At 71.6% G+C, this 22,560-nt stretch carries 18 protein-coding genes; 8 read left to right on the forward strand and 10 right to left on the reverse strand.

Going from position 1 to position 22,560, the window contains the following annotated elements; all coding sequences use genetic code 11:
- The first annotated feature begins 67 nt into the window (after positions 1 to 67).
- Entirely contained in the window at positions 68 to 1,318 is a 1,251-nt protein-coding gene (locus Air01nite_RS24935; RefSeq protein ID WP_239090954.1) for an MFS transporter, read from the forward strand.
- Here Air01nite_RS24935 and Air01nite_RS24940 read toward each other — a convergent pair.
- On the reverse strand, positions 1,215 to 2,633 hold the full coding sequence (locus Air01nite_RS24940) for an FAD-dependent oxidoreductase (protein WP_203705650.1): 1,419 nt from the start codon (positions 2,631 to 2,633) through the stop codon (positions 1,215 to 1,217). The genes Air01nite_RS24935 and Air01nite_RS24940 overlap by 104 nt on opposite strands.
- Positions 2,634 to 2,810: 177 nt before the next feature.
- Between Air01nite_RS24940 and Air01nite_RS24945 the strand changes: the two genes are divergently transcribed.
- A complete protein-coding gene (locus Air01nite_RS24945) occupies positions 2,811 to 3,554 on the forward strand; it encodes an SDR family NAD(P)-dependent oxidoreductase (RefSeq protein WP_203705651.1) in 744 nt (247 codons plus the stop codon).
- On the opposite strand, the gene Air01nite_RS24950 is transcribed toward Air01nite_RS24945, so the two are convergent.
- The gene (locus Air01nite_RS24950; protein WP_203705652.1) at positions 3,551 to 4,114 is read right to left on the reverse strand and encodes a DUF1707 SHOCT-like domain-containing protein; all 564 of its coding nucleotides are present in this window, start codon (positions 4,112 to 4,114) and stop codon (positions 3,551 to 3,553) included. The genes Air01nite_RS24945 and Air01nite_RS24950 overlap by 4 nt on opposite strands.
- A 15-nt stretch (positions 4,115 to 4,129) precedes the next feature.
- Complete coding sequence (locus Air01nite_RS24955) at positions 4,130 to 5,458, reverse strand: aminotransferase-like domain-containing protein (RefSeq protein WP_203705653.1); 1,329 nt, start codon at positions 5,456 to 5,458, stop codon at positions 4,130 to 4,132.
- Between the two features lie 196 nt (positions 5,459 to 5,654).
- Between Air01nite_RS24955 and Air01nite_RS24960 the strand changes: the two genes are divergently transcribed.
- Positions 5,655 to 8,309 carry a M14 family zinc carboxypeptidase gene (locus tag Air01nite_RS24960; protein ID WP_203705655.1) on the forward strand — a complete coding sequence of 885 codons (2,655 nt, stop codon included), beginning with the start codon at positions 5,655 to 5,657 and terminating at the stop codon, positions 8,307 to 8,309.
- 45 nt (positions 8,310 to 8,354) lie between these two features.
- Here Air01nite_RS24960 and Air01nite_RS24965 read toward each other — a convergent pair whose 3' ends face one another.
- Genes Air01nite_RS24965 through Air01nite_RS24980 form a run of 4 tightly spaced genes read right to left on the reverse strand, consistent with a single transcriptional unit; the run spans position 8,355 to position 11,070 of the window.
- Entirely contained in the window at positions 8,355 to 9,086 is a 732-nt protein-coding gene (locus Air01nite_RS24965; RefSeq protein ID WP_203705656.1) for a hypothetical protein, read from the reverse strand.
- A complete protein-coding gene (locus Air01nite_RS24970; RefSeq protein ID WP_203705657.1) occupies positions 9,083 to 9,586 on the reverse strand; it encodes a SigE family RNA polymerase sigma factor in 504 nt (167 codons plus the stop codon). The genes Air01nite_RS24965 and Air01nite_RS24970 overlap by 4 nt, the downstream gene beginning before the upstream one ends.
- Before the next feature lie 43 nt (positions 9,587 to 9,629).
- Complete coding sequence (locus Air01nite_RS24975) at positions 9,630 to 10,226, reverse strand: SMI1/KNR4 family protein (RefSeq protein WP_203705658.1); 597 nt, start codon at positions 10,224 to 10,226, stop codon at positions 9,630 to 9,632.
- 1 nt (position 10,227) lies between these two features.
- Positions 10,228 to 11,070 carry a hypothetical protein gene (locus Air01nite_RS24980; protein ID WP_203705659.1) on the reverse strand — a complete coding sequence of 281 codons (843 nt, stop codon included), beginning with the start codon at positions 11,068 to 11,070 and terminating at the stop codon, positions 10,228 to 10,230.
- 108 nt (positions 11,071 to 11,178) lie between these two features.
- Between Air01nite_RS24980 and Air01nite_RS24985 the strand changes: the two genes are divergently transcribed.
- The 4 genes from Air01nite_RS24985 to Air01nite_RS25000 all read left to right on the forward strand — a co-directional run bounded on the left by Air01nite_RS24985 (position 11,179) and on the right by Air01nite_RS25000 (position 17,350).
- Positions 11,179 to 15,543: an ExeM/NucH family extracellular endonuclease gene (locus Air01nite_RS24985; protein ID WP_239090955.1), complete on the forward strand. Its 4,365-nt coding sequence runs from the start codon at positions 11,179 to 11,181 to the stop codon at positions 15,541 to 15,543.
- A gap of 105 nt (positions 15,544 to 15,648) precedes the next feature.
- Positions 15,649 to 15,969, forward strand: coding sequence for a hypothetical protein (locus Air01nite_RS24990; RefSeq protein ID WP_203705660.1), 321 nt, complete (start codon positions 15,649 to 15,651; stop codon positions 15,967 to 15,969).
- A complete protein-coding gene (locus tag Air01nite_RS24995; RefSeq protein ID WP_203705662.1) occupies positions 15,969 to 16,403 on the forward strand; it encodes a MerR family transcriptional regulator in 435 nt (144 codons plus the stop codon). Before Air01nite_RS24990 ends, Air01nite_RS24995 begins: the two co-directional genes overlap by 1 nt.
- Positions 16,404 to 16,432: 29 nt before the next feature.
- Entirely contained in the window at positions 16,433 to 17,350 is a 918-nt protein-coding gene (locus Air01nite_RS25000; RefSeq protein WP_203705674.1) for a bile acid:sodium symporter, read from the forward strand.
- On the opposite strand, the gene Air01nite_RS25005 is transcribed toward Air01nite_RS25000, so the two are convergent.
- From Air01nite_RS25005 to Air01nite_RS25015, 3 genes are read right to left on the reverse strand one after another with little or no spacing between them, the layout of a single operon-like run.
- Complete coding sequence (locus tag Air01nite_RS25005) at positions 17,347 to 19,890, reverse strand: polynucleotide kinase-phosphatase (RefSeq protein ID WP_203705663.1); 2,544 nt, start codon at positions 19,888 to 19,890, stop codon at positions 17,347 to 17,349. The two genes, Air01nite_RS25000 and Air01nite_RS25005, sit on opposite strands and share 4 nt — an antisense overlap.
- Entirely contained in the window at positions 19,883 to 21,292 is a 1,410-nt protein-coding gene (locus Air01nite_RS25010; protein ID WP_203705664.1) for a 3' terminal RNA ribose 2'-O-methyltransferase Hen1, read from the reverse strand. Before Air01nite_RS25010 ends, Air01nite_RS25005 begins: the two co-directional genes overlap by 8 nt.
- A 39-nt stretch (positions 21,293 to 21,331) precedes the next feature.
- On the reverse strand, positions 21,332 to 22,000 hold the full coding sequence (locus Air01nite_RS25015) for a pentapeptide repeat-containing protein (RefSeq protein WP_203705665.1): 669 nt from the start codon (positions 21,998 to 22,000) through the stop codon (positions 21,332 to 21,334).
- Positions 22,001 to 22,239: 239 nt separating this feature from the next.
- Between Air01nite_RS25015 and Air01nite_RS25020 the strand changes: the two genes are divergently transcribed.
- Positions 22,240 to 22,560: DUF4331 family protein (locus Air01nite_RS25020; protein WP_239090956.1), on the forward strand; the 321-nt coding region annotated here is incomplete at its 3' end.

Genomic DNA, 22,560 nt, shown 5'->3' on the forward strand with positions numbered 1-22,560 from the left:
TTTGAGCCAGGCCACCGGCCCTTGCTGAGATGCCAGCGGTCAACGGGACGTTGTGGGGAGGGCCGAAGTGTCGAGACTCGGGCGCCGGTTCGGGTGGCTGTGGGCGGCGTACGCGGTCAGCGCCTATGGCTCTGGTCTGGGCTTCGGCGCGTTCCCGCTGCTCGCGGTGCTGGTGCTGGACGCCGGTCCGGGGCAGGTGGCCGCCCTGGCCGCGGTGGGTCCCGCGGTCGGTGCGCTGATCGCGCTGCCGCTCGGGCCGTGGGTGGAGTTCCGCCGCAAGCGGCCCGTGCTGATCGCGATGGACCTGGTGCGGTGCGCGGCCATGCTGACGATCCCGATCGCGTACGCGTTCGGCCGGCTCAGCTTCGCCCAGCTCCTGGTCGTCTCCGCCGTGATCGCCGCGGCCAGGATCGCGTTCAACGCGGCGAGCGGCGCCTATCTCAAGAGCCTGGTCTGCCCCGCCGACCTGCTCGTGGCGAACGCGCGGTTCGAGTCGACGACGTGGAGCTCCATCGCCGTCGGCCCGCCGCTCGGCGGCGCCGCGATCGGCCTGTTCGGCCCGGTGACCACGGTGATGGCCGACGCGTTCAGCTACCTGCTCTCCGCACTCGGCATCACCGCCATCGGAGGCCGCGAAGCACAGCCGAGGCGCGCGGCGCAGCCGAGGACCGGCGAGCTCCTGGACGGCTGGCGACACCTGCTGACCCACCCGGTGCTGCGGCCGCTCTTCCTCAACCAGCTCGCCGTCAGCGGCCTGATCATGGCCACCGAACCGCTGCTGGCCGTGCTGCTCCTCGGCGAGCTCGGTTTCCCGCCCTGGCAGTACGGGCTCGCGTTCGCCGTGCCCTGCGTCGGCGGCCTGATCGGCGCGCGCCTCGCCCGCCGGGTCGTGGCCCGCTACGGCCAGCAGCGGATCCTGCGCACGGTCGGCACGCTGCGCGCGGTCTGGCTGATCGGCCTCGCCTTCGTCCAGCCCGGTGTCGCCGGCCTCGCCACGGTGATCGCCGTCGAGCTGGCGATCGTGATCAGCATGAGCCTCTACAACCCGGTGCTGGCCACCTGCCGGCTCGAGCACACGCCCACCGCACGCGTCGCCCGCACCCTGACGGCCTGGTCGGTCAGCAGCAGCGCCTCGATCGCCGTCCTCAGCGCCCTCGCGGGCCTGCTCGCCGACGTCACCGGCCCGCGCACGGCCATCACGGTCGCCGGCGTGCTCATCCTCGCGAGTCCGCTGCTGCTCCCGGGTCCATCGTGGACAACAGCTCGACCCGGGTCGGTCCGGGAAGTGGATACTGCGGCGCCCCGCCGCCGAGCGTGACAACCCGTTCGCGTACGCCCGGCGTCGCGAAGACCTCGTCCGGGCCGGCGATGAACGACGAGAGCGCGCTGTAGGCGCGGGTCAGGTCCGGGTCGTGCAGGCTGGCCGCGAACAGCGCCTTGCTGGCACCCCACCTGGGATCGTCGGGCCGATAGGGCAGTCCGGCCAGGTCCGCCTCCAGCTCGGCGAGCCGGTGCCGGTCGAGCCAGATCGTCGCGCGGTACATCGGCTCCATCACCCGTGCGGTCACCTCGTCGAACCGGCGCGCCAGCTTGTCGTGCTCCGCCGGATCGACCTCGCGCAGGGTGTCCCGGAGCAACCGCGCGTGCAGCAGACCGATCGCCGCGCCGCGACCGACGGACGGGTTGGTGCAGGCCCAGGCGTCGCCGACCATGACGACGCCGGTCGCGACCGGTGCGCCGTCCACCGCCAGCCGCCGGTAGCGATCTTCGATGCCGGCCATCACGTCGACGCCGGTGATCGGCTCACCGTCGGCCCACTCGGCGGCGTAGGGGTACAGGGCCAGCGCCCGATCCCAGCACGCCGGGTCGCGCAGCGCGCGCATCGCCTTGTCGCGGGCGTGCGTCACGAGCACGACGCTCCAGGTGCCGTTGTCGCCGGGCAGGGTCAGCACGCCCATGGAGTCGTGCGCCTGGAGCAGGTTGGTCCGCAGCGCGGGCAGCTCACCGCGGAAGTGCCGGCCGTAGTAGACGAACCCGCACGGCTCCCGTTCCTCCACGGGAGGTTGGGCGCCTGCCGCGACCAGCCACGCCGGCAGGGCCGACCGGCGGCCGCCGCAGTCGACGACCAGGTCGGCGCGGATGGGCCGGCCGGCGGCGGTCAGCACGCCGGTCACGTGCGGCACCCCGCCGCGCCCGTCGGTGGTGAGCCCCGTGACCGCGACGCCCCGGCGGACCGTGACGCCCGCGGATTCGGCCGCCGCCGACAGGACCGCTTCGAGCACCGGCCGCCGGGCGGTGACGGTGTCGAACCGCTCGTCGTCGGGGCGCACCGCCCCGCGCCGCGTCTCAGGCAGCAACTCCAGCAGGTTGCACCGCAGCGCACCGGCCGCGAGCAGCGCCTCCGTCACGCCGGGCAGCTCGTCGCGCACCACCGCCCACCACCGCGGCAGCATGAAGTGCGGCAACCGGAACTGGTTGACGCCCTGGCGTTGCCAACCGTCCCACGCCTGCTCCGGCACGGGTGCCGGCGCCTGGTCCCGCTCCACGACCGTGACGTCGTGCCCGTCCCGCGCGAGCAGCGTCGCCGTGGCCAGACCCGTGAGACCGGCACCGAGCACGAGAATCTCCGCCATCGTGCACCTCCCCCTCGTCGTGCCTGACGGTGGGCGCCCGCGGTGCTCACTCACCAGGCCAGAAACCGCCCAATCGGTGCCCACTCAGTGTCGACCGGCCGCGGAGCGGCACACCAGCTCAACGCGATGTCCGATGGGCGCCAGACGGCGCACCTCCGGCCCAGCAGGCTGGTGTCCATGAACAACACGCTCGATGGCAAGGTGGCGCTGGTGACCGGCGGCAGTCGCGGGATCGGCGCCGCGGTGGCGGTGCGGCTCGCCCGGCTCGGTGCCGACGTCGCCCTCACGTTTCAGCAGGACAAGATGCGCGCGGACGCCGTGGCCGACGAGGTCCGGCTGGCCGGTCGGCGGGCCGCCGCGGTGCGGGCCGACAGCGCGGACCCGGCCGCCTTGATCGGCGCGGTCGACCGGGCCGCCGCCGAGCTCGGCCGGCTCGACATCGTGGTCAACAACGCCGGCGCCTACCTGACCGGGCCGCTCGACGGGCTGACGCTCGCGGAGTTCGAGCAGACCGTGGCGGTCAACATCCGGGCGCCGTTCATCGCGACGCAGGCGGCCGTGCGGCACATGCCGGCCGGCGGCCGGATCATCAACATCGGCAGCAACATGGCCGAACGCGCGGTCTTCCCGGGCTTCGCGCTGTACGCGATGAGCAAGACCGCGCTGGTCGGCCTGACCAAGGCGCTCGGCCGCGAGCTGGGGCCGCGGGCGATCACGGTCAACCTGGTCAACCCCGGCCCGACCGACACGGACTCCAACCCGGCAGGCGGGCCGAACGCGGGCCTGATCGCCGGTTTCACCGCGCTCGGCCACTACGCGAGCCCGGACGACGTCGCGGCGACCGTGGCGTTCCTCGCCGGCGACGGCGGCCGCTACATCACCGGCGCGACCGTCAACGTGGACGGCGGGTTCACGATCTAGCGCTTGCGGGGCGGGCGGACCGTCACCGAGCCGAAGACCACTTTGACCTTGACCTCGAGCACCGGGCCGCCCGGGCGGGGCATGCCGCGCAGCTTCGACTCCTTGCTGCCGAAGACGGCCGGCCCGGTCAGGCGGACCTCCACCCCTTCGGGCACGAAGATCGTCGCGGCGCCGAAGACCGCGGTCACCTCGATCGTGGTCAGCGGGGCCTGGAGCTGGGCTTCCTGAAGCTCGAGGTGGCAGTCGCCGAACACGGAGTAGGTCCGCAGGTGGGCCGGCACGACCCAGTGGCCCTTGCGGGACTCGTTGCCGAAGACAGCGACCATCCGCACCGGCGGCTGGGACGGCAACGGCGCGAGCGCGGTCGGCACCGCCGGGACCGGCAGGTCGTCGGTGAGTTTGGCCAGCTCGCCGCGGGTCTGCGCCGCGTGTGCGTCGGCCGCCCGGTCCGCGTACTCGTCCAGCGTCAGCCGGCCCTCCGCGGCCGCCCGCCCGAGCAGGTCGACCACCTGCTCCCGTTCGCGGTCGGAAACGCGTACCCGATCGGCTTCGTCCTCCACGACCGCTGAGCATAGCTACGCATGGTGGGCCTCGCCCAGAGCGCGGGCGATCCGGGCATGCTCGTCGTGCAGCAACGTGGTGGCGATCCGGACGTGCGACCGGCCGTCGCCGTCCACTGTGAACGGCGCTCCCGAGGCGATGCCGATGCCGTCCTGCGCGAGGGAGCGGATCGCGGCCGCGGCGTCGCGGACCGGCACCCAGGCCGAGAGCCCGGCGATCCCGGTGGGCCGCAGGCCGTGCTCGCGCAGCGCCTGGACCAACTGCTGCCGGCGCTGGCGGTAGGCGCACCGGGCCCGCCGGATGGTCGCCCTGGTCGCCGGATCGGTCAGCATCCGGGCCAGCGCCCGCTGGGTCAGCACGGACGGCCACCCGCCGCTGGCCTTCTGCCGGGCGCGTACCCGTGCGACCACCCGGCCGATCCCGGCCAGCGCGCCGACCCGCAGGTGCGGACCGTGCGACTTGTTCCAGCTCCGGACGAGCAGGGTCCGGTCCGGCAGGAACTCGCCGAGCGACACGTCCGGCGTCGGCGCGAGCTCGTGGGCGGTGTCCTGCTCGAGGATCACGATGTCGTGGCCGGCAAGCACCGGCGCCAGCGCCTGCGCCCGGCGGCCCGACAGCGCGTGGCCGTACGGGCTGGCCATGCGGGTCTGCAGGAGCACCATCGCGGGCCGGGTGGCCAGCGCCGCCGCGAGCGCGTCCGGCAGCGGCCCCTCGTCGTCGCAGCGCACCGGCACCGCCCGCGCGCGATGGTCCTCGACGATGTCGAGCAGCGACGCGGCGGCGACCTCCTCGACGAGCACGCGGTCGTGGGGACGCAGCACGACACCGGCGACCCGGTGCACGGCGTCGTGCGCGCCGTTGGTGACGGTGAAGTCCTCAGCGTCGAAGGGCCACGTCGCCCGCAGCACCGCCGCCAGGTCGGCGTCCATCGTGTCCGCCGGATAGGTCCGCCAGTGCGCGCCCGCCACGGCGGCGGCCATCGGGCCGGCGAGGTCGGGCAGCAGGTCGGGGTCCGGGAATGCGGTGGCCAGGTCGAGCCGGACCGGCGGCGGCACCAGGCTCGCGAAACGCCGGCCCGCCAGCGTCCCCGGACCGCGCACGAAGCTGCCGTGCCGCCGGTCGCAGTGGATCAGCCCGCGCGCCCGCAACTGCGCCCACGCCGAGGCGATCGTCGTGGGACCCACGTGCAGCGCGGCGGCCAGCGCGCGCACGGTCGGCAGGCGCAGCCCTTCGGCGAGCTCGCCCGTGTGGATGAGATCACCGAGCCGGTCCGCGATCCCGCGAGCGGACCGGTCGGTGAGCAACGGTGCCAGTGCGTTCGCGCGCAGCCGTGGCCTCGACACCTCGACGATCGTCGCTGCCCCGACCACTTCCGCTGAAGCCCTGCGCGCTTATGTTGAGCCATTCTTGAGCTTTCCGCGCCGCGAAACGAAAGCGAACAAACGCGAACACCGCAGCGCATCTGGCGGCGGTCGCGCACGGCTACGGTTCGGACACCGTCGATCTATGACGACCGATGTCGAGTCGGAAGGTTCGCCGATGCCCAAGACCCGTCCATCCATCTTGTACGGTGCCTGCGCGGCGTTGCTGGCGCTGGTCGCCGCCACCGCCTCCGCACCCACCGCCACCGCCGGCCCGGGCCTGCTCCCGTCGGCCGCGGCCGCCCGGGCCGCCATTCCCACCCCCGAGAAGCACTTCGGCTTCAAGATGGGCGCGGAAGGAAAGCTCGCCGCTTATCCCGACGTGCTCCGGTACATGAAGCTGATCGCCGAGCGGTCCGACCGCGTCGACTACAAGGCTGTCGGGCCGACGACGATGGGCAACGAGTACGGGACCGTCCTCATCAGCTCGCCCGCCAACCTGCGCCGGCTCGACCGCCTGGTCGAGATCAACCAGAAGCTCGCCGACCCGCGCCGCACCAGCCCCGAGGAGGCGCGCAGGCTGGCGGCGGAGGGTGTGCCGTTCTACCACCTCGAGGCGACGATCCACTCCAGCGAGGTGGGCAACGGGCAGGCGATCAACGACATCGTCCACCGCCTGGCCACCGAGGACTCGGACTTCACCCGCAAGATCCTCAACAACTCGGTCGTCGTGCTGGTGCCCTCGCAGAACCCCGACGGGCAGCACCTGATCATCGACCATTTCAACCGGACCGCCGGCACGTCGCTGGCGCGGACCTACCCGGACCTCTACCACAAGTACACCGGCCACGACGACAACCGTGACTGGACGATGTTCACGCAGGTCGAGGCCCAGTACCGGCTCGGGCTGATCAAGAAGTACCGGCCGGCGATGGTGCACATCATGCACCAGAAGGGCAACTCCGGCAGCCGGATCTTCGTGCCACCGTACGGCGGCATCACCAGCGAGAACGTGCCGGCGAACATGAGCTCCTCGGTCGCCGCGATCGGGCAGCACGCCGCCCGCGCGCTCGCCGCCGAAGGCAAGACCGGCGTCGGCAGCGGCGACTACCACATCTTCTGGACCCTGGAGCAGCCCGGCGGGTACTTCCCGTTCACCGGCGCCGGCATCTACCTCACCGAGATCGCCTCGGTGACGGACTACGCGTACCCGCAGGTCTCGCGCGACGGACGTCCGCTCGGGCCGCAGCAGGCCCGGATGAACCTGATCGAGCCGTACCGGTCGACCACCTGGACGCTGGCCGACATCGTCGACTACGCGAAGACCGCCACGTACGCGGGCATGGAGTACACCGCGGACAACGGCGACAAGCTGCTCTACGACAACCTGTTCGCGGTGCCGCAGGAGTACCTGACCAAGGGCGTCCCGTCGGGCACCTACGCGTTCGTCGTCGACGCCAAGCAGCGCGACCCGTACGCCACCTACGAACTTCTCCAGCGTCTGGAGTGGACGGACGTGGAGATCGAGCGCGCGCGGTCGGCGTTCGTCGCGGACGGCAAGCGCTACGAGGCCGGCTCACACGTGATCCGGATGAAGCAGCCGCGCGGCAACTGGGCGCACCAGGTGCTCGGCACCGACAAGTACCCCGAGGTCCGGGACTGCGGCGAGTGCCCGGTGCTGCTGCCGTACGCGGAGGCGACGACGAGCCTGCCGTTGCAGCTCGGCGTCTCCGTCACCGAGGTCATGACCCCCTTCCAGGCCCAGCTCGAGCGGGTCGGCTCGGTGCGGCCGGCACCCGTGACGATGCCGCGCGCACCCGGCGGCAAGGGCGCCTACCTGGTCCGGCCCGAGTCGTACGGCACGGTCCAGATCGTCTCGGCCCTGCAGGACGCCAACGTCACGACCTTCCGTGCCGCGGCGGCCTTCGACGGCTACCCGGCCGGCACCTACGTCGTGCCGGCGACCGGCCAGGCCCGGAACGTCCTGGCGACCGCCTCGGCGAAGGTCGGGATCCCGGTCACCGCGGTGGACCGCGCGCCGGCGGTCGCGGGTGTGCAGCTCAAGCCCAGGACCCGGGTCGGCCTGCTGCGCGGGGTCGGGAACATGCCCGGCGGTTGGGACATGTGGCAGTTCGACGAGTACGGCGTCAACTACGACGTCGTCGAGGCGCAGGACTTCACGCGGAAGTCCCTGAGCGAGCTGTACGACACGATCGTCATCTCGTCCGGAGTGTCGCAGGAGGACATCGTCGAGGGTCTCGACCCCGCGCGGTACGACGAGCGGTACTCCTGGGCCTACGGCGTGGGGGAGCAGGGGTGGGCCAAGCTGGCGCAGTTCGTCCGTGACGGCGGCACCCTGCTGGCGATCGGCGGCTCGGTCGAGACCGCGCAGGAACTGCTCGACCTGCCGATCAAGCCCGGCGTGCCGGACGACGAGGACCAGTTCACCACCGGTGGCAGCCTGCTGCACCAGACGTTCGACGCCGACAACCCGGTCGCCTGGGGCATGCCCGAGTCGTGGCCGGTCTGGCTCTACAACACGTCGTCGTGGGAGCTGACCGGTGACGGTGGCGAGGTGGTGTCGAGCTACCCGGCCGAAGGCGAGGTGCTGGCCAGCGGCTACCTACGCGGCGCCGAGCACATCCGGGGCGACGCCAACGTGGTGTCGTTCACGGTCGGCAAGGGCCAGGTCGTGACGTACGGCAGCGAGATCACCTTCCGCACGCTGCCCCGCTCGCAGTTCAACCTGCTCTACAACGCGATGTACCATGGCCCGGCGGCCGCGGTCGACGCCAACACGATGGCGCAGTTGAAATCCCGGTTCGCCGGCTAGCCGTTTCGCGGGGGTCACGTCCGTCGGACGTGGCCCCCGCTTCCGCTATCGCACGGCCAGCGCGACGCCGGTTAGCTCCGCCGGGGTCAGCAGGGACTTGTCCTCGGCGCTTCGCACCCGCACCGTCACCACGATCCCGTCGGGTCGAGAGACCGTCACCGTTCGTTCGATCATCCGGCTGTACGGGCCGTCTGGCGGCTGGGTCATACGGACCTGGAAGTCGATGGACCGGATGCGTTCACCGTCGGGTCCGTGGGTGAGGGTGCAGTCCAGCGTGGTTCTCTCGCAGGTGTCCTGTTCGGTCCACGCGGCCTTCTTCGTCTCGACGATCTCGATGGACACCCTGGCCCGCACGTCGTCGTGGGCGGCCACGCCCCAGCCGAACCAGCCGGCGGCGGACAGGTGCGAGAACTCGCGGACCCGCCACACCGGCTGCGTGGTGGTCGGGCCGTCCCACGTGTCCGGATCCTCGTCCCCGGCCGTCACCCAGAACAGTCCCGGAGCTTCGTGGTCGAGGGCGGCGAGCATCGCGGTGGTGACCCGCTGCTGGTCCGTCAGCGGCTCGGCCGACCGGTTGGCCGGTGCGGGCGCCGGGCGATCGCTCCGGAGCGTGCCGACGCCGACGGCCGCCGCGAGCACTGCCACGGCCGCGAGCGTCGCTGCGCCGATCCGCCTGCCGCGAGCCCGTCGGCCCTCGCGCGCCACCACGCGATCGACGTCGACGGACGACGGCGGGACCTCACCGATGGCCTCGTCGAAGAGTTGCTTGTAGGTCACGCCGTACCCCCAGTTGATGTCGTTGCCAGGAGGCGCAGGGCTTCCAGCGCACGCGCGGCCTGGCTCTTGACCGCTCCGGTCGTGATCCCGAGAATCTCGGCGGTCTCCTCCACCGACAGGTCGCAGTAGTAACGCAGCACGACGACCGCCTTCCGCCGGGGCGGAAGCTGCGCGAGCAGGTGGAGCAGCACCTCCCGGTCGGCGACGGTGGGCTCGGCGACCCGCGCCTCCTGGTCGGGCAGCTCGTCGACGGAATGCTCGCGCCGCCACGGCCGGCGCCGTTCGTCGAGCCAGGCGTGGGTCAGCACCCGCCGCACGTACGCGTCGACGTTGCGGGCGTCACCGACCCGCCGCCAGTTGCGATAGAGCTTGCCGATGGTGATGGAGACCAGATCGTCGGCGGTGTGCCAGTCCCGGCAGAGCAGATAGGCCATTCGCCGCAGGGAGTCCAGCCGAGAGGCCACAAACTCGCGATACTCGTTCTCGGCGTCCCGGTTCATGTCCAAGGGACGTAACGCGCCGCGATCCAGGTTGCTCGAGCGGTCAGCGAATCTTCCTGCCCCATTCGCAGGCCGGGCCGAGGCCCTGGTCGATGTCGAGGGGTGAGTTGGCCGGGTCGGTCGCGTGCCGGTGCAGGTCGTCGGCATAGCGGAGCAGCAGCCCCGTCCATGATGGAGCCAGCACGTCCCACTCTTCGCATTCGATGTCGACCCGGACCACCTGGCCAGGAGTGCCGCCCGGTGGCGGGTCGAGGTCGAGGTACCAGCGCACGTCGCCGTTCATGTCGCCCACCAGGACCGCGCTCGGCAGGCCCACGACCGCGCGCACCGGGCCGGCGTCGAAGGCCAGGTCCGGGTCGTAGTTGTCGCGCCACATGCGGGTCGCCGCCACGATGCCGGTGGTGTCGTAGAGGTATTCCAGCGGGATCGGGCTCGGTCGGCCCGTGCCCGGGTTGGTCCACGCCGTGCCGTCGTGGATCAGCAGGCTGGCGCGGAAGTCCGGCGGCAGGGTCACACCCAGCGCCGACTCCATCGCGTCGATCGCTTCCGGCCGCGCCCCGGGTTGGAGTTGGCTCAGCGAAGCCGGCAGGACGCGACCCAGGCCGGCCTCGACCCGCGCCCAGGCCTCGGCTACCTCCACGTCAACCACCGCGGACGTGTCTGACGATGCCGGCTACGAGAAGGCCGGCGACGGCGAGGCCCAGCAAGGCGATGACGCCGAACCCGAGCAACGCGCGGCGCACGAAGGTGCCGTCGTTCATCAGCGCCGCCACCAGCCGGGTCTCGCCGGCGGTGGTCTGGCCGCCGGCGACTCCGGCGTCGCTCGGCCCGACCGTCGGAGCCGGGGTCGGCTTGGCCGTCGGTGTGCCGCGCGGCTTGGCCGGCGCCTTGGTCGCGCTGGTGCGCGGCTTGGCCGTCGACGTGCTCGGCTTGGTCGTGGTGGTCTGCGGCTTGGCGGTCGAGGTGCGCGGTGCCGTCGCGTTCGCGATGTGGACCCGGCCCTTCGCCGCCGGGGTCCCGCCCTCGCAGTGCTGCTCGAACGTCGCGTCGAAGGCCTGCACGTAGCCGTCGGCGCCGAAGATCGCCTTGGTGACGGTGAAGGACCCGGTCAGCTCGTTGCAGCCGCGGCCCTCGCCGCTCAGGTCCAGCCCGGGGCCGGTGCCGTTGAACGGGTACCGGTGCGCGGCGCTGTAGGTGCGCGCGGTGAGCTGCTGCGTGCCCGGCGCGTCGAAGGTGAGCGTCCACCAGTCGCCGTTGTACGCGTTGACCGAGACGGCCACCGTGCTGCCGTTGGAACTGGAGACGGTCAGCCCGTCGCCGTTGCCGGTGGAGTACGCCCACGAGTCGCCCTGGGTGATGTAGTCGCCGTTGTCTCCGCTGAAGCTCAGTGAGCCTGACTTGACCGTCTGCGCCTCGGCCGGACCGGCGACCAGCAGCCCACCGACCACCGCCACCAGCAGAACGGCCCCCCGCTGCCATCCCATCTTCACCCTCTACCAGCGTCGGCGGCCCCGTCCGCGTCACAGCTTGCGCGGACAGAAAGATCGTCTATTGTCCAGCCCCTCAACGATTTCTATCGAAGGCCAAGTTTGATGGACTGGAACCGGCGCAAACGAATACAAGACGTCTTCGGCGTCCTCGTCGCAAGCAGTGCGCTCCTCCTGACCGGCGGCGCATCGGCGCTGGCCGAAGAGGCGGCGACGGCACCCTTCGTCAGCGAGATTCATTACGACAACGCCGGCACCGACGTCGGTGAGGCGATCGAGATCGAAGCGCCGGTCGGTTTCGACCTGAGCGGCTGGCAGATCGTCCTCTACAACGGCGGGAACGGTGCCGCCTACAACACCCGGACGCTGAGCGACACCGTGCCGGCCGCCGGTGTGGTCGTCGCGAACTACCCGGTCAACGGCATCCAGAACGGCGACCCCGACGGGGTCGCGCTGGTGTCCCCGACGGGCTCGGTGACGGAGTTCCTCACCTACGGCGGCACCTTCGCCGCCATCGGCGGCCCGGCCGACGGTATGACGGGCACCGACATCCTGGTCAAGGAGAGCACGGCCACCCCGGTCGGGCAGTCGCTTCAGAAGGTCAACGGCAAGTGGAACCCCCCGGCGGCGAGCACCTTCGGCGCCCTCAACGCGGTCGTGGATCCGGAGCCGGAGCCCGACCCTGAGGTCGGCTGCACCGTTACCGTCGACCGCACCATCGCTGAGGTCCAGGGCACCGGGAGCGCCACGCCGCTGACCGGCAACCGGGTCACGGTCGAGGGCGTGGTTACCGCCGACCACCGCACCGGTGGCTACAACGGCGTGTTCGTGCAGACCGCCGGCAGCGGTGGCGACCGTCCGGTGGCCGCCGGCACCGCCTCCGATGCCGTCTTCGTCTACCTCGGCACGAACGCCGCGAACCACCCGGCGGTCGCGATCGGCGACCGGGTCCGGGTCAGCGGCACGGCGACCGAATACTCGGGCCTGACCCAGCTGAGCACCGCCGCGAAGACCGACGTGCAGATCTGTGCGCACGACGCGACCCTGCCGGCGCCGGTGGCGCTGAGCCTGCCGCTGGCCGAGGACGCCCGCGAGTCGGTGGAGTCGATGCTGGTGGCTCCGGTCGGTCAGTTCACCGTGTCCGAGGTGTACAACACCAACCGGTACGGCGAGGTCGTGCTCGCGGCCGGCGACAAGGTGGCCTTCTCGCCGAACGACGTGGCCCGCCCGGGTTCGGACGCCGCCAAGCAGGTGGCCGCCGACAACAAGGCGCGCCGGATCCTGATCGACGACGCCAAGACGACGAACCTGTCGACCGCTGGGCTGCTGCCGCCGTACCTGTCGAAGGAGAACCCGCTGCGGGTGGGTGACTCGGTGGAGGCGTTCGGCCCGGTCGTGCTGTCGTACGGCTTCAACGAGTGGCGTTTCCAGCCGACCACGCCGGTCAGCGCGGACACCCCGACGGCCGTCCGCACCACCTTCAAGGCCACCAACCCGCGTACCGCCGCCCCGGCCAACGTCGGCGGCGACATCCGGGTGGCGAGCTTCAACGTCCTCAACTACTTCGTGCACTTCGGCGGCGACGCCCGCGGTGCGACGGACGAGGCCGGGCTGGTCAAGCAGGAGGCGAAGATCGTTTCCGCGATCAGCGCCCTGGGTGCCGACGTGGTGGGGCTCGAGGAGATCGAGAACTCGGTCCGGTTCGACGCCGCCGACCCGCAGCAGGCGCTCAAGCGCCTCGTGAACGCGCTCAACGCCAAGGACGGCACCGGTACCTGGGACTACGTCCGCAGCCCGGCCGAGCTGCCCGGACCCTCCGAACAGGACTTCATCACCACGGCGATCATCTTCAAGCCGGCCAAGGTCCAGCCCAAGGGCCCGGCGCGGTCGATCGCCGACGAGACCGTCTGGTTCAACGCGCGCGAGCCGATCGCGCAGACCTTCACCGCCGGGGGTCTCACCTTCACCGCGGTGGTCAACCACCTCAAGTCCAAGAGCGGCACGGGCACCGGCGACAACGCCGACACCGGCCAGGGCAGCTTCAACGGCGACCGGGTCCGGCAGGCCACCGCGCTGGCCGCGTTCGTCGACCGGCTCAAGGTCGACAGCGGCTCCGAGGACGTCCTGGTGCTCGGCGATCTCAACGCGTACACCCAGGAGGACCCGATGCAGGTCCTCTACCAGGCCGACCTCAAGGATCTGAACAACACCGGCAACGCCACCTACGTCTTCGGTGGCGAGTCCGGCTCGCTCGACCACGCTCTGGCCACGCCGTCGCTCGCGTCGCGGGTCACCGGCGTCGACGTGTGGCAGATCAACGCGGTCGAGTCGTTCGCGTTCCAGTACGACGGCCTGTCCGCCTTCTACGACCCGAACCCTTACCGGGCCAGCGATCACAACCCGATCGTCGTGGGCCTTTCCACCACGGAGAAGCCGGTCAACCTCCAACTGCTGGGGATCAACGACTTCCACGGCCGGCTGGAGTCCCCGGCCACCGTGGGTGGTCAGCCCGCCGGCGGTGCCGCGCAGCTCGCCGGCCTGGTCGGTCAGCTGCGGGCGCAGAACCCGAACACCGCGTTCGTCTCCGCGGGTGACAACATCGGCGCGTCCACCTTCATCTCGGCGATCGACGGGGACAACCCGACGATCGACGCGCTGAACGCGGCCGGCCTGGTCGCCTCGGCGGTGGGCAACCACGAGTTCGACAAGGGCATGGCCGACCTCACCGGCCGGGTGTCCGACCGCGCCGACTTCCCGTACCTCGGCGCCAACGTGTACCGGGGCGACGCCCGGGCGCTGCCGGCGTACTCGGTGAGCGCCATCGGCGGCGTGCGGGTCGGTTTCGTCGGCGTGGTGACCGCGCAAACCGCATCGCTGGTCAGCCCCGACGGCATCGCCGGTCTGTCCTTCCGCGACCCGGTGGCCGAGGCCAACCTCGTCGCCGGACAGCTCAAGGACGGCAACCCGGACAACGGCGAGGCCGACGTGGTGGTGCTGCTCGCGCACGAGGGCGCCGCGACGGAGAACATCACCTCCGCCGAGGCACTGGCCAACGACCCGGTGTTCGGCAAGTTCACCCGGGTCGACGCCACGATCGACGCGATCTTCAGCGGTCACACCCACCAGCCGTACGCGTTCAAGCTCCCGGTCCCCGGATCGGACAAGCTGCGTCCGGTGGTCCAGGCCGAGGACTACGGCCTGCGGTTGGGCAAGGTCAACCTGACCTTCGACCCGAACACGGATTCGGTGACCGCTGCCGACGCCGAGCTGGTCGACGTGGTCGGCGCGCCGCAGGACGCGACGGTCGCCGGCATCGTGGCCGCCGCCAAGACCAACGCGGCCGAGCTGGGCAAGCAGCGGCTCGGTGCGATCACCGCGGACGTCAAGCGGGCCTACACCAACGGCAACGAGGACCGGGGCAAGGAGTCGGCGCTGGGCAACCTCATCGCCGACGTGCAGCTCGCCGGCACCAAGGACGCCGGCCGGGGCGGTGCGCAGATCGCGTTCATGAACCCCGGCGGTCTGCGGGCCGACCTGCTCTACCGGACCGACGGCACGGTGACGTACGCCGACGCCTTCGCCGTCCAGCCGTTCGCCAACGACGTGGTCACCAAGTCGTACACCGGTGCCCAGATCAAGCAGGTGCTGGAGGAGCAGTGGCAGCCTGACGGCGCGTCCCGCCCCGTGCTGTGGCTGGGTGTGTCGAAGGGCTTCACCTACACCTACGACCCGGAAGCGCCGAAGGGCTCGCGGATCACCTCCGTCAAGCTCAACGGCACGCCGCTCGACCCGTCGGGGACGTACCGGGTCACGGTGAACTCGTTCCTCGCCGCCGGCGGTGACAACTTCACCACCCTCGGCAAGGGCACCGACCCGGCGACCACCGGCGACAACGACCTCACCATGCTGGTGAGCTACTTCGCCGCGAACTCGCCGGTCACCGCGGACACCCAGCCGCGGTCGGCGATCGGGCAGGCCGGCCCGCAGTGCACCACGACGATCACCGGCCGGCACGACAAGCCGGTGACCGTCACCGCCGGCGTGACCTGCCTGGAGAACGCCACGATCGGGGGCCCGGTCAAGGTCGAGGCGGGTGCCTCGCTGGTGGTCACCGGCGGCACCATCGCGGGCTCGGTGTCCGCCACCCGCCCGGTGTTGTTCGACCTCGCCGGCGCCACGGTGTCCGGCTCGATCTCGGTCACCGGCGCCGCCGGCGACGTGAAGATCGTCAAGGGCAAGGTGAGCGGCCCGGTGTCGATCACCAACAGCACCGGCGGGGTCAGGATCGACTCGGTCACCGTCGGCGGTCCGATCAGCGTCACCGGCAACACCGGCAGCCAGCCGGTCGTCGTCGCCGCGAACACCGTCGGCGGCCCGCTGTCCTGCTCGGGCAACACTCCGGCCCCGATCAACGAGAGCCGGCCCAACAGCGTGGCGGGCCCGGCCTCGGGTCAGTGCGCGCGCCTGTGATCCCCGTGTGATCCCGCGGCCGGCGGCCGGAGCCACCCAGGCTCCGGCCGCCGGCCCGTTCGAGGACTTGCATTCCGTACCTGGGTACGGGTTTACCGTCGAGTCATGTCCTTCCTCGTCCCGGATGAATGCTCATTGCCAAGCGCCGAGCAACCGCTGCGGGTGGCGGAATTCCAGTCCCTGTTCGCCGGCGCCGCCGAGTCGGTCGACCGGATCGACGACCGGCACGCACGGATCACCCTGCGCGGCGGGCCCGGCCTCGAAGAGGCGGTGCGGGATCTCGCCGCGCGGGAGAGCGGCTGCTGCGCCTTCTTCGGGTTCACGGTGACCGCCGCGGGCCTGGACATCGTGACGCTCGACGTCGAGGTGCCGGCGAGCCACGCCGACGTCCTGGACGGCCTGGCGCGGCTGGCCGAGGCGGCGTGATGGCGGCGCACGGCCTGCGGACCGGTGAGGTCGCCGAACGCGCCGGTGTCAACGTCGAGACCCTGCGCTATTACGAACGCCGCGGGTTGCTCGCGGAGCCGGCCCGCAGCATCGGCGGGCACCGCGCGTACCCACCGGAGACCGTCACCCTGCTGGCCGTCATCAAGGCGGCGCAGCGGCTCGGCTTCACCCTCGACGAGGTCGCCGAGCTCCTCGACACCGGGCGCCGCCGCCATCCCACCGCCGACCTGCGGGCCCGGGCCCGCGCGAAGCTCGCCGAGGTCGACGAGAAGATCACCGACCTGCGGGCGATCCGCGGCAGTCTCGAAGAGATCCTCGCGGCCGAGTGCGACAGCCTGACCCACTGCACCTGCCCAGCCTGCCCGATGCCGTTCGCCGACCTGGCCGATCCCGCTGCATCGCCGCCGGGGTGATTCCCGCAGGTCAGTAGGCTTGCGCCGTGATGGCGGTGGAGCGGCATCAGATCGCCGTCTATCTCGGTCCGATCGCGGCCGGTGTGCTGGTCGGCTGGGCGGCGCCGGGCGCGGGCCCCGGCCTGGAGCATGTGATCAACCCGGTGCTCGGCGCCCTGCTCTACGTCACGTTCCTCCAGGTGCCGGCCCGGGACCTGCTCCGCTCACTGCGGGACGGGCGGTTCCTGGCCGCGGCGCTGACCGTCAACTTCGTGGTCGTACCCCTGGTGGTCGCCGCGATGTTCCTGTTCCTCCCCGCCGATCAAGCGGTGCGGCTGGGCGTGCTGCTGGTGCTCCTGACACCCTGCGTGGACTACGTGATCGTGTTCAGCGGCCTGGCGGGCGGCAGCAGCCGGCGACTGCTGGCCGCGACACCCCTGCTGCTGCTCGTGCAGATGGCGCTGCTGCCGCTGTTCCTGCTGCTGTTCCTCGGCAACGGTCTCGTCGACACGGTCGAAGCGGGCCCGTTCCTCAGGGCGTTCCTGTTCCTGATCGTCATCCCACTGGGCCTGGCCTGGCTCACCCAGGCCCGGACGGCCCGGGCCGCCGGCACGCTGGGCACGGCGATGGTGCCGCTGATGGCCGCCACCCTGTTCGTCGTGGTCGCCTCCCAGGTCCCGAAGCTGACCGGCGACGTCACCAAGGTCCTCGGCGTGGTCCCCTTCTACGTCGTGTTCCTGGTCGTGATGGCCTTCGTGGGCCGGGCCGTGGCCCGCTCCTTCCGACTCGACACCGCGGCGAGCCGGGCCGTGGTCTTCACCGGCGCCACCCGCAACTCCCTGGTCGTGTTGCCACTCGCGCTCGCGTTGCCGCAACAGGTGACCGCGGCGGTCGTCGTCACGCAGACCCTGGTGGAGGTGCTGGGCATGGTCGCCTATGTGCGGCTGGTCCCGCGCCTGATCCGTTAGAGGCGCGGGTCCACGGGCTCCGACTCCAGGGCGAGGACACCGAAGACCAGTTCGTGTACGCGCCACAGCGGCTCGCCCGCGGCGAAGCGGTCCAGCGCGCCCAGTCCGAGCGCGTGCTCGCGCAGCGCCAGGTTCCGTTTCCGGCCCAGGTTGCGGCCGCGCAGGCCGGTCAGCGTCTCCGGTGCCGTGTAGTCGGGACCGTAGATGATCCGCAGGTATTCGCGCCCACGGCACTTCAGGCCGGGGTGCACCAGGCTGCCGCGGGCCGTGCGGAGCAGGCCGTCCGCCGGCTTGACGACCATCCCCTCGCCGCCGGCCGCCGTGAGATCGCACCACCACGACTCGGCCGCCGCCACGGACGCCGGATCGTCGAGATCCACGTGTACGCGCGCCGTCGGCGTGAACAGCGCGCCGTCCGCGGCGACCAGCCGGTCGGCCATCGCGAGATGCCAGCCGTTGTCCTTGCCGGCGAGGTTGGCGCCCTCGGCGGCCAGCACCGCGAACGGCGCGATCGTCACGTCGGCCGTCGGCCGCACGTAACGCCGGTAGGCGGCGGTGAACAGCGCGGCGTTCTCCGCCCGGGTCTGGGTGCGGTCGCGCAACTCCTTGACGTCCAGCCCGCGGGCCAGCGCCGCGTCGAGGACGGCCAGCGTCGCGGGCAGCGCGGCGCCGGCAGCGGCGCCCACGGTCGCGTACTGGCCGCGGATCAGCTCGCCCGCCTTCGCCGACCAGGGCAGGATCTCGGCGTCGAGCAGCAGCCAGTCCGTCTCCAGCGCCGCCCACAGGTCGGCGGTCGAGACCGCGGCCCGGACTCGGGCCAGGAGGTCGGCCGTGACCGCGGGGGAGAAGAACGGCCGGCCGGTGCGGGTGTAGATCGCGCCGGCCTCGCCGCCACGGACGCCGAACCGGCGCTCCGCCGCCGCCTCGTCGCGGCACACCAGCACGAGGGCGCGCGAGCCCATGTGCTTCTCTTCGCAGATCAGCCGGGTCACGCCGGCGGCCCGGTAGCCCTCGAGGGCCTCCCGTGGATGCTCCAGGTAACCGTCGGCCTTCGCGGTCGGCGCGGGCGCCATCGTGGGTGGCAGGTAGATCAGCCACCGCGGGTCGACGGCGAACCGGCCCAGGACCTCGAGCGCGGCGGCCGCCTGCGGCGCCTCGATCGGGATGCGCCCGTACGGCGTCTCGAGCTGGCGCCGTCCCGAGCCGGGCAGGACGTCGGCGACGTCGAGCAGGTCACCCGGCCGCTCCCGCACCGCCACCGGCGCCAGCGGCCGCACCGGTGCGTAGTGCTCGCGTTCCGCCGGCACGGAGACGAGGGTGCGCTCGGGGTAGCGGAGCGCGGTGAGCTCCCCGCCGAACACGCAGCCGGTGTCGACGCAGATCGTGTTGTTGACCCACTGCGGCTCGACCGTCGGCGTGTGTCCATAGACGACAGTGGCCGAGCCCCGGTAGTCGTCGGCCCACGGGTAGCGCACCGGCAGGCCGTACTCGTCGGTCTCGCCGGTCGTGTCGCCGTACAGGCAGAATGCGCGTACGCGACCGGATGCCCGACCCTGGTATTCCTCCTTGATGCCCGCGTGCGCCACCGCGAGCCGCCCACTGTCCAGAATGTAGTGACTCACCAGCCCGTACATGAACGCGCTCGCGTCGGCGACGAACGCGTCGTCCTCGCCCTCGAGCTGCGCCAGCGATTCGGCCAGGCCGTGTGAGACGGTGACCTGCTTGCCGCGGAGCTTGCGCAGCAGCTTGGCCTCGTGGTTGCCGCTGACGCACAGCGCGGTGCCGGCGCGCACCATGCCCATCACGAGCCGCAGCACGCCGGGGGAGTCCGGCCCGCGGTCGACGAGGTCGCCGACGAAGACCGCCGTGCGCCCGTCGGGGTGCGCGGCGTTGACCGGCCGACCGGCGTCGTCGCGGCTGAGCTCCCAGCCGAGGCGGGTGAGCAGCGCCTCGAGCTCGGACCGGCAGCCGTGCACGTCACCGATGACGTCGAACGGCCCGGCCAGCTCGCGACGGTCGTTGTAGAGCGGCTGCAGCCGGATCGTGGCGGCCTCGATCTCCTCGTGACCGCGCAGCACGTGGACGGTCCGAAACCCTTCCCTGCTGAGCTTTTTGAGGGTGCGGCGGAGGTCGCGGGACTGGCGGGCGAGGACGGGACGATCGAAGGTGCGGTCGGGCCGGCGCTGGGTCCGCGCCCAGGCCTCGTCCTCCGGCAGGTCGAGCACGATCGCGACCGGCAGCACGTCGTGGGCGCGGGCCAGCGCCACGAGGTTCGTGCGGGCGTGGTCCTGGACGTTGGTGGCGTCGACCACCGTGAGCCGCCCGCCCGCGAGCCGCTTGCCGGCCACGTAGTGCAGGGCGTCGAAGGCCGCGGCGGACGCGGACTGGTCGTTCTCGTCGTCGGCCACCATCGCGCGGAAACCGTCGGAGGAAAGCACCTGGCTGGGCGCGAAGTGGCGACCGGCGAACGTGGACTTGCCCGAACCGGAGATGCCGATCAGCGCCACCAGACTCAGGGCGGGCACGGGCAGCTCAGTCATCGGTGCCTCCCGCGACGGTGAAGACGGCCAGCTGGGTCGGTGCGCCACGGTCCGGATCGGCCACACCGACGCCCTCGATCGCGACGGTGTAGCCGTGTTCCGCGGCCACACCCGCCGCCCAGCCCTCGAACTCGGCGCGCGTCCATTCGAACCGATGGTCGGCATGCCGCATCGTGCCGGCGGCGAGACCGGCGTAGTTCGCGTTGTACTCGGCGTTGGGCGTCGTGACGACCACCGTGCCCGGCCGCGCGGCGCCGAACACGGAACGGACCAGGGCTGGCAGGCGGGCCTCGTCGACGTGCTCGATCACCTCCATCAGCACGGCCGCGTCGTAGCCGGCAAGCCGGGCGTCGCGGTAGGTCAGCGCCGACTGCAGCAGCTGGACCCGCTGCCGGTCGCGCTCGGCGATCGCACCGGGCCGGTCTAGCCGCAGCCGGCGGGCCGCGACGGCGAGCGCGCGCGGCGCGATGTCGACGCCGACGATCTCGGTGAACCGCCGGTCGGCCATCAGGTCGGCGAGCAGGGCTCCAGGACCGCAGCCGAGATCGAGCACGCGCTGCGCGCCCGCTGCCCGCAGCACCCGCAGGACGGCCTCCCTGCGGACGACGGCCAGCGCGGGTGCGTCCTCGTCGGTGTCCTCGGGCGCTACGCCGTCCACACTGTCGTCGACGACGCGGTCGTCCTGCTCGGCGAGGCGTTCGAGCGCGGGCTCGGACAGCGTGCGGCGGTGGGCCAGGTAGCGGTGCACGATCAGCTCCCGCTCCGGGTGCGCGGCGAGCCAGCCTTCACCGGCCCGGACGAGCTTGTCGACCTCGTCGGTGGAAACCCAGTAGTGCTTGGCGTCGTCGAGCACGGGCAGCAGGACGTAGAGGTGGTGCAGGGCGTCGGCGAGCCGCAGGGTGCCGCTCAGCCTCAGGTCGACGTAGGGGCTGTCGCCCCAGTCGGGATGCTCGGCGTCGAGCGCGATGGCGGTGGCGTCGACCTCGTAGCCGAGGGGCGCGAACAACCGGTGGGCCAGGTCGGCGCCGCCACGGCAACGCAGCACGGGGAGGTGCACGTCCAAGGGGATCGCGGTGGCGGCCAACTCGGGCCGATCCTTGGAGCGACCGCCCATCGCGGTGCGGAACGCCTTGTTGAGGGCGGCGGACAACAAACTCGACGCGGCGTACGGCCGGTCGTTGACGAACCGCCCCAGCGTGAACCCGTCCGGCGTGTCGCGCCGCCCCGACGGGTCGACCTCGAGCACCAGAGCCGCGGTGCACCGGGCCTCGTCGGCCTCGGGAAAGCACACCACCGCGCGCCCGGTCGGCAGCTCGAACTCGTGCACCCGCTCGGGATGCTTGACGAGCAGATAGCCGAGATCGGTCGCGGGCCGGTGGGTCGTCCCGATGGTCACCATCACGCCGCCATCCTGCCAGCGCTCCGAACATGAGCCGCGCGATTATTCCTCGATGCTGATGCCCAACGCCGCCGCGAACGTGACCGACAACGCCGCGAGATCGTAGGAGGTCAACGTCGCGCCGCGCAGGGACGTCACGCTGCCGATCCCGGCCAGCTCGCAGCGGACGAACCGGGCTCCGTCGCACTCCGCCTGGGCGAACTGAGCACCCGACAGATCACAGCCCGAGAACACGGCCCCCCGCAGATCCGCGTTCGTGAAGTCCGCCCGCGTCAGGTTGCAGTCGGTGAACGCCACGTCCCGGAACGACGAGAACCGGAACGTACCCAGATCGATGCGGCAGTCCCGGAACTCCACGTCCCGCAGCCCGCAGTCGATCCACTGCACACCCGTCAACCGCACCGTCGTCAACCGCACCCGCGACAGGCCCGCCTTCGACGCCCGCAGATTGGCCCAGTCACAGTTCTCGGCCAGGCAGTCCGTCCACGACGCGTCGTTGACCACCGCACGCGCCAGCGACGCCCGGCTGAATCGACACTGTTCGAACTCGACCGAATCGGCCTCCTGGCCGGACAGGTCGAAATCCGAGAACCACACCCGCCGGAACGACGCCTCGTTCTCGAGATCGTGATCAGGCGAGACGGCCTCCGTCACCGAGGACGGAGCCGCCGGCTGCTTCGGCACGCGCGGGCCGGATCTGCGCTGCGACACAGGCCAGACCATAGCCGGGCAGGGATGGGTGTTCTCTCGACGGTATCGGATGTCGGTGGCCGGGATTGCCGGTACCCGAGTTCCCCCATTTTCTCAGGAAGTCTCCAGTTGACTGGCGTCCGCCAGGTGTCTGCCTGGGCGGGTGTTTCCTACTTCTGGGGAAGGGCTGGCACATGGTGCGACGAACAGCGCTCCGGCGGGCGGAGCGTGCCTCGATTGCGTGTTTTTCATCGGCGACCGTGCTCGCGGTCGCCGCGCTGACCGGCGGGGCCGGGTTGGTGTCGGAGACGGCCGGTGCGTCCAGCCACCGGGAGGCGCCGCTGATCGCGGGCGACCCGCAGGTCGACAACACCGACGTGTACGCGTTCGTGAGCCCCGACAAGCAGGACACGGTGACGCTGGTCGCGAACTGGCTGCCGTTCCAGGAGCCCAACGGTGGCCCGAACTTCTACTACTTCCGGCCGGGCGCGAACTACGACATCAATATCGACAGTGATGGGGACGCGGTCGCCGACATCACGTACCGCTGGGTGTTCCGGAATGACGACAAGCGGGACGGC

The sequence above is a fragment of the Asanoa iriomotensis genome (genome assembly GCF_016862515.1).
Lineage (GTDB): Bacteria > Actinomycetota > Actinomycetes > Mycobacteriales > Micromonosporaceae > Asanoa > Asanoa iriomotensis.